Annotated in this window: 6 protein-coding genes; 5 read left to right on the forward strand and 1 reads right to left on the reverse strand. The window is 63.1% G+C overall.

Features of this window, described 5'->3' with window-relative positions; translation table 11 throughout:
- The first annotated feature begins 360 nt into the window (after positions 1-360).
- Positions 361-1,656 (forward strand): glycosyltransferase, encoded by a 1,296-nt coding sequence (locus R0J92_RS17630; RefSeq protein ID WP_411052579.1) that lies wholly within the window; start codon positions 361-363, stop codon positions 1,654-1,656.
- A 23-nt stretch (positions 1,657-1,679) separates the two neighbouring features.
- Here the strand turns inward: R0J92_RS17630 and R0J92_RS17635 are convergent, their stop codons facing one another.
- Positions 1,680-2,153, reverse strand: a complete 474-nt coding sequence (locus R0J92_RS17635) for an SH3 domain-containing protein (protein WP_243395068.1) — start codon at positions 2,151-2,153, stop codon at positions 1,680-1,682.
- A 275-nt stretch (positions 2,154-2,428) separates the two neighbouring features.
- On the opposite strand from R0J92_RS17635, the gene R0J92_RS17640 reads away from it, so the two are divergent.
- The 4 genes from R0J92_RS17640 (at position 2,429) to R0J92_RS17655 (ending at position 7,492) form a co-directional block, all read left to right on the forward strand.
- Complete coding sequence (locus R0J92_RS17640) at positions 2,429-3,415, forward strand: 2-hydroxyacid dehydrogenase (RefSeq protein ID WP_106165103.1); 987 nt, start codon at positions 2,429-2,431, stop codon at positions 3,413-3,415.
- Between the two features lie 29 nt (positions 3,416-3,444).
- The gene (gene ggt / locus R0J92_RS17645; RefSeq protein ID WP_411052580.1) at positions 3,445-5,241 is read left to right on the forward strand and encodes a gamma-glutamyltransferase; all 1,797 of its coding nucleotides are present in this window, start codon (positions 3,445-3,447) and stop codon (positions 5,239-5,241) included.
- A 280-nt stretch (positions 5,242-5,521) separates the two neighbouring features.
- On the forward strand, positions 5,522-6,928 hold the full coding sequence (locus tag R0J92_RS17650; protein ID WP_411052581.1) for an FAD-binding oxidoreductase: 1,407 nt from the start codon (positions 5,522-5,524) through the stop codon (positions 6,926-6,928).
- Between the two features lie 135 nt (positions 6,929-7,063).
- The gene (locus tag R0J92_RS17655) at positions 7,064-7,492 is read left to right on the forward strand and encodes a hypothetical protein (protein ID WP_411052582.1); all 429 of its coding nucleotides are present in this window, start codon (positions 7,064-7,066) and stop codon (positions 7,490-7,492) included.
- Positions 7,493-7,628 lie beyond the last annotated feature (136 nt).

The raw sequence follows: 7,628 nt of genomic DNA on the forward strand, positions 1-7,628 counted from the left end.
TCCCGGACATGCATCATGTTTACACGCCTCTCCTAGACCAGAGGACCGCGCAAGGCAATTGTCTCGATGCGCAAACGCGGGTTTGTTGCCGAGAGTTTTCTGGTTTTGACCCGGCATGCATAAATTTCCCCACCTGATCTGGCGGCTTTGGCGGTCGGGCGGTTTGTCTATGCATTCAAACTGCGGTATGATTAATCTTTGTTAAGGTGAGTTGGGTTACGTTGTGTCATCGATGCGGATCGGGCGTGTGGGGCGAAGGACGCGCTAGACCTCCTGGAAATCTCCAGTCGGATATTGACCGTAGTACTTGTCGATGGGCGGGAACGTGACAGTTCCAAGCTCGCCCTCTTGGAGAGAAAGATGACGCGGACGACGGCGGCAGGGCATCTGTTAATCTACGCGCCGGTCCCGGTTTATCGGGAGGGGACGTCGCTTTATATCGAGCGACAGGCCGTCAACGGTCTGCGTCTGTGGTCTGAGCACTTCGGCCGTGTCACCATCGTCATGCCAGAGAAAACCGCGCCGCGTCCCCAAGGGTGGATGCTGATGTCCGAGGCGCTGGAGCCCTTGCCAAAGGTGCGCGTCGTGACCGTGCCCTCCGCATACGGCGCGCAGCGATTTTTATATGCGTTGCCCCGCCAACGGCGTCGTCTGCGCAAACTGATCGCCGAGGCGGACTATCTCAGCTTTGCCATCGGTGGGCTGTTTGGCGACTGGGGCGCGGTCTGTGCTGTCGAAGCCCTGCGTCTGCGTCGCGCCTTTGCGATCTGGACGGACCGGGTAGAGTCGGACGTGCTGCGCCAGACACGCGAATGGGGTGGCTGGAAACAACAGTTGAAATCGCGCCTCTATCGACGCCCGATGGCCTGGCTGGAGCGCGCTTTGATCTCGCGCGCGGACCTCGGCCTGTTTCACGGTCGCGAAACCTATGACGCCTATGCCGCCTTCAGTCGTAATCCGCAGCTGGTTCACGACATTCATATTTCCGGCACTGAACACATCAGTCCCGCAGCCCTGCAGACCAAGCTGTCGCAACTTGAACAGCATCCGCTGCGAATCGTCTATGCCGGGCGGGCCGAAGGGATGAAGGGGCCAGAGGACTGGATCGATGTCCTGGAGCGTCTGGCTGCGTTTGGCATTCCGTTTGAGGCTGAATGGCTCGGCGCGGGGAGCTGCCTTCAAATGATGCGTGACCGAGTGCGCCGCGCCGGGCTGTCCGACAAGGTGCGCCTGCCGGGCTTTGTCGAGGATCATGCGGAGGTGCGGTCGCGTCTCCAACGGGCAGATGTTTTCCTCTTTTGTCACAAGACGGCCGAGTCGCCGCGATGCCTGATCGAGGCGCTGACCGGGGCAACTCCGATCATTGGCTACGAGGGGGCTTATGCGCAGGACCTGGTCGCGGATCATGGCGGCGGGGTCTTGGTGCCACGGGGCGATGCGGCGGCGCTGGCCGCCGTGCTGGCGGATCTCAGCACCAAACGCGAGGGTCTTGCCCGGCTGATGCAGAATGCGCTGGCGGATGCAGCGCCTTACACGGACGAAAAAGTGTTCGCGCATCGCTGCCAGCTGATCCGGCGCTATCTCGCACCGGTGGTCCGACCTCCCTCCGACAAAGGGCCCAGCGGCAGGGCGCTAGGGGCGGTTACCGGGAACTGAACGGCGCACTGATTTGCGCGGGGTCATTCGCGCAGCTCATCGGGGCCTACGCCCCAGAGCTTATCCTTGAGCGCCCAGCCGCTATGGCCACCGGCAGAAATCTCGCACCATTTCGGCTCGCAGGCTCCCAGTTGCGCCACAACACCCAGCTCAAACGCCGCCATGACCGGCGCGTTTTCCTCGGGACGGGCGCGGACGCGCAGCATGTCTTCTTCGACCAGAACCGTGCGAATGCCAGACAGCAAGGCGTAGTGGACCCAGCCACCGGCGCCATCCCGGTCGCGCACCCGGCGCCAGTGTCCGTATTCGGCGATGATCTCCAGCGGCATGCTGCGCCGTTTGAACACCCAGTCGATCCGGTGCGTCAGGGAAGGTCCGCGCCGCACATTGCCCTCTGCGGCCTTCATGGACACAAAGCGCGGCAGTGGCAGGTTGGTCACTGGCCCGCGTTTCTGGACGGTGGCTTCCTGTGCGGCCACACCGATATCACCCGCCATCGCGATTGCGACAAGCAAGACTGCGCTCAGCCCACGCAGTGTCAGGCCTCCGGCACTGGAGGCCCGTCCGCGTCTCTGTGTTCGATTGGTTTTCTGCACGGCCTCGATGCCCATCATTGTCCCGGGCGCCTTGTTTTTATGTCCTCAGAGCCCGCTGATCCTGCAGCATCACATACCGCAACGCAAGCGCGGGCGGAAGGGTGCTTGTGCCCGCAATTATCTTGCTCCACGATGCCATGGAACAGAACGACTTGCATAGCCGAGGGAGTAGGCACGTGCCCAGAGAACGCCTGAGTGTTGTTGTTACGCGACGCTTGCCAGAGCCGGTGGAAACCCGCCTGAGCGAATTGTTCGATGTGCGGTTGCGCAGCGACGACACCCCGATGAGCCGCGCCGAGCTGGCCGCAGCGATGAAAGAGGCCGATGTGCTGGTGCCCACGGTCACCGACACCATCGACGCCGCCCTTCTGGGGCAGGCGGGCGGGCAGCTGCGGCTGATCGCCAATTATGGGGCAGGGGTGGACAACATTGATGTCGCCACCGCCCGGCAGCGCGGCATTCTGGTCTCCAACACGCCCGGCGTGCTGACCGATGACACCGCCGACATGACCATGGCGCTGATCATGGCCGTGGTGCGCCGCATCCCCGAAGGTCTCGCCATCATGCAGAAGGGCGATTGGGAGGGCTGGTCCCCCACCGCGATGCTCGGCGGGCGGCTGGCGGGGCGGCGTCTCGGCATTCTCGGCATGGGCCGCATCGGTCAGGCGGTGGCGCGTCGTGCGCGCGCCTTCGGGATGCAGATCCACTACAACAACCGCCGACGCCTGCGCCCCGAGGTTGAAGAGGATCTGGAAGCCACCTGGTGGGAAAGCCTCGATCAGATGGTGGCCCGGATGGATGTGATCTCGATCCATTGCCCCTCGACGCCCTCCACTTTTCATCTAATGAACGCGCGACGGCTGAAGCTGTTGAAACCCGACACGGTGATCGTCAACACCTCGCGCGGGGAGGTGATCGACGAGAACGCCCTGACGCGGGGCCTGCGCGCGGGTGAGATCGCGGGCTGTGGCCTCGACGTCTATGAGCACGGCACCACCATCAACCCACGTCTGCGCGAGCTGCCCAATGTCGTGCTGCTGCCCCATATGGGGTCTGCGACCCTCGAAGGGCGGATCGAGATGGGCGAAAAGGTTCTGTTGAACATCAAGACATTTGAAGACGGGCATCGCCCACCAGATCAGGTGGTGCCCTCCATGCTTTAAGCCCGGTTTGCGGGCAGTGGGAGGATAAGATGAGAACATATTTCTGGACCGGGGCCATATTGGCCCTGGCAAGTGCCGCGTCTGCGCAGCAGGCAGCGGATGCCGTGGCGCCAGAAGCCGGCACCATCGGCGCCGAATTTGCCGGTTTGGCCCTGTCGGATGTTGCGTCCGCATCCTTGGCGGCCCGGAATGCGGGAGAGGTTGTGCTGGCAGACGACTGGATGGTCGCCGCCGCCAACCCGCTTGCGGTCGAAGCCGGGGCGCGCGTCCTGCGGGATGGGGGAACCGCAGCGGATGCCATGGTTGCAGTGCAAACCGTGCTCGGGCTGGTGGAGCCGCAGTCCTCGGGATTGGGGGGCGGCGCATTTCTTGTCTATTATGATGCCTCAACAGGTGCGCTGAGCACGCTGGACGGGCGTGAAACCGCGCCCTTAGCGGCCACGCCACGCCTGTTTCAGGATCAAAACGGTGAACCCTTGGGGTTCTACGATGCGGTGGTCGGTGGACGTTCTGTCGGCACGCCGGGCACGCCGGCATTGCTGGAAGCGGCGCATCGCAAATGGGGCAAGGCCAATTGGGGCGGGTTGTTCACCGATGCCATCCGACTTGCCGAGTTGGGGTTTGCCGTCTCGCCGCGCATGGCGGGCTCCATCGCCAATGATGCCGAGCGGCTTGGCCGTTTTCCGGCAACCGCCGACTATTTCCTGCCAGAGGGCGAGCCGCTGGAGGCTGGCACGGTGATCACCAACCAGCCCTATGCCGATGTGCTGCGTGCAATGGCGTTCGAGGGCACAAGCGCCTTCTACACTGGCCCCGTCGCGGCAGATATCGTGCGCACGGTACAGAACGCGGCAGGCAATCCCGGGGTGCTGTCCGAGGTCGACCTGGCGCTCTATCAGGTCAAGGAACGCCCTGCAGTCTGCGCCAGCTATCGCGCGTTTGAGGCCTGTGGCATGGGGCCGCCGTCCTCCGGGGCGCTGACCGTGGGGCAGATCCTTGGCATGTTGGGGCAGTATGATCTGGCGGCGCTGGGCGCGGAGAACCCTGAAAGCTGGCGCCTGATCGGGGATGCCTCGCGGCTCGCCTTTGCGGATCGTGGCCGCTACATGGCCGACAGCGACTATGTCCCGATGCCAACCAAAGGGCTGGTGGCTGACGACTATCTGGCCAAGCGCGCAAAGCTGCTGGAGGGCGATAAGGCGCTGGAAGGCGTGGCACCGGGTCATCCGGCCTTTGATCACGCGCTGAACTGGGCCGATGACGAAAGCATCGAGTTCCCCTCGACCTCGCATATTTCCATCGTCGACCAATATGGCAATGTGCTGTCGATGACGACGACGATCGAGAACGGCTTTGGCTCCCGGCTGATGACAAACGGCTTTTTGCTGAACAATGAGTTGACGGATTTCTCCTTCCGCAGTCACAGCGATGGCGTGCCCATCGCCAACCGGCTGGAACCGGGCAAGCGCCCGCGCTCCTCGATGGCACCAACCATCGTCATGCAGGATGGCAAGCCGGTGCTGGCGATCGGATCGCCCGGTGGCAGCCGCATCATCGGATATGTGGCCACTGCAATCGTTGCCTGGGCGGACTGGGGGATGACTGTGCAGGAAGCCGTGTCGCTGCCCCATGCGGTGAATCGCTTTGGTACCTATGATCTCGAGGAGGGCACCGAGGCTGAGGTGCTTGGGGACGCGCTGACCGCGATGGGCTATGAGGTCAACCTGCGGGATCTGAACTCCGGTCTGCATGCGATCGAGATCACCACCGATGGTCTCGAAGGAGCGGCAGACCCGCGACGCGAAGGCATCGCCTTGGGTCAATAGCGGCACGCGCCTGCTGGGTAGGGGTGCCTCCGTCAACGCCCGTTGCCCGGAACGTGTAAGCGATTGGAAAACTGAAGGGACGCCGTACCACTGGCGTCCCTTCCTCTTTGCGTGAATATGCGCGCGCATGCAGCGAGATCCTCTCATTGTCGATGTGGCAGTGCGCGTCGGTCTTGTGGCGCGCGCGCTGTCGACATAGTCTTGCGCCCAAGTGACCGTTAACAAGGCAAGCGTTTGGGCGAGCCAAGGACGGAAAGACAGTTCTGGGAGGACATCACGCATGGTTCAGGCCACCACTTTGCCCCGCAACGAGGGCGGCATCAAAGCCGCGGTTGAGGCGCTATCCGCCCGGTTCGGCGACCGGTTGCAGACCGGGCAGGCCCTGCGCGAACAACACGGCCACACCACCACCTGGATTGAGAATCAGGCCCCGGACGCCGTGGTTTTTCCCACCTCGACGGATGAGGTCTCTCAGATCGTGACCACTTGCGCCGAATTTGGCGTGCCGGTCATTGCCTTTGGCACCGGCACCTCGCTGGAGGGCCATGTCAACGCGCCTGCCGGGGGCATCTGTGTCGACATGATGCGGATGGACCAGATCCGTGCGGTGCATGCCGAAGACCTCGACGTGGTGGTCCAGCCCGGTGTCACCCGCGAACAGCTCAACACCTATCTGCGCGACCAGGGGCTGTTCTTCCCGATCGACCCCGGCGCCAATGCCTCGCTCGGCGGCATGGTCGCCACCCGGGCCTCCGGCACCAACGCGGTGCGCTATGGCACCATGAAGGACAATGTCCTCAGTCTCGAGGCGGTGATGGCCGATGGCACGGTGATCCGCACCGCGTCGCGGGCGAGGAAATCCTCCGCTGGCTATGACATGACGCGGCTGCTGGTGGGCTCCGAGGGCACCCTGGGGCTGATCACCGAGATCACCCTGCGGCTGCAGGGCATACCGGAGGCGATCCGCTCGGCGCGCTGTTCTTTCCACACCGTAGATGATGCCTGTCGCGCGGTGATGATGGTAATCCAGTATGGCATCCCTGTCGCCCGCATCGAGATGCTCGACGAGATGAGCGTGCGCGCCGCCAACCAACATTCGGGCCTCGACCTGCCGGAGGGACCGCTGCTGCTGCTGGAATTCCACGGCTCCGATGCGGGCGTGGTGGAGCAGGCCGATACCTTTGCCCAGATCGCCGAGGAGTTTGGCGGTTTCGACATCGCCGCCACCTCCACCGCCGAGGAACGCAACAAGCTCTGGCAGGCGCGCCACGACATGTACTGGGCCTGCCTGAACCTGCGCCCCGGCGCCAAGGGGATTTCCACCGATGTCTGCGTGCCGATCTCGCGGCTGGCGGAATGCGTCTGCACCGCCCGCGCCAAGGCCGAAGAGTTGGGATTGATCGCACCGATGGTGGGGCATGTGGGCGACGGCAACTTCCACGCGCTGCTGCTGATCGACATGGAAAACGCCGAAGAGCGCGCCAAGGCCGATGAATATGTCGGCTGGCTCAACGATCTGGCGATCTCGATGGAGGGCACCTGTACCGGTGAGCATGGCATCGGGCAGGGCAAACGACCCTACCTGCGGCGCGAGCTGGGCGAGACGACCCGGTTCATGGCGGCGGTGAAAGCAGCGATGGATCCCGATAATATCCTCAATCCCGGCAAGATCCTGACCGACGCCTGACGGCGCCCGCGACTTTACCGTCTGCTGTCAAATTTCTGCCCCATCTTTCCGTCATTCTGGCGCGGAAGATGGGGGTTGGAGCTGGCAAGCAGGCCGGTAAGGGAAAGCATGTTTATCATCAGGCGACTTCATGGATTGTTTCGGTTCTATTCCTTCATTCTCCTGTGTGGATTGGTGATGGTCGGGGTCGATTACGACATGCAGGCCAAGGCGGTGGGGAAATCGTTTGGCGACTACGCACCAGACGCCTATCTGCGGACGCTGCAGTGGCGTCTCGGTGGTCCGGAGCAAGCCCGGCGGATGGCAGCCGCAGGCGACGTCCCTGACCCTGAGGCCGAAGTCACCTCTCCGCTGGATGTCGCGTTTCAGGCCTTGCGGGGTCTTAGCGTGGCAAAGGCCCATCTGATGGGGCAGGATATCGACGTCGATGAGGTTGCCCTGCTGCCTCCGCCCGCTGTTGCGCCGTCAGAGCCACCCTCTCCAGTTGTTGCCCCAGTGGTTCAGATGGAAGACAGCGATGCTCCGCGTCCCTGCGTGCGCCGGAGCAATGTGCTCAGCTGCTGACCTGAAATCAGATGCCAAGCAAAACCGATTGTTGTATTAGCTCGTTGACCCGGCGGATTGGCATTGTTGCAGAACTTGGCCAATCCTGATTCACCCTGAGAATCCGGTGGGTTAAGAGTCGCGCATGAGCAAGCCC

Origin of the sequence: Tritonibacter sp. SIMBA_163 (assembly GCF_046535935.1) — a bacterium.
GTDB classification, from domain to species: Bacteria; Pseudomonadota; Alphaproteobacteria; order Rhodobacterales; family Rhodobacteraceae; genus Epibacterium; species Epibacterium scottomollicae.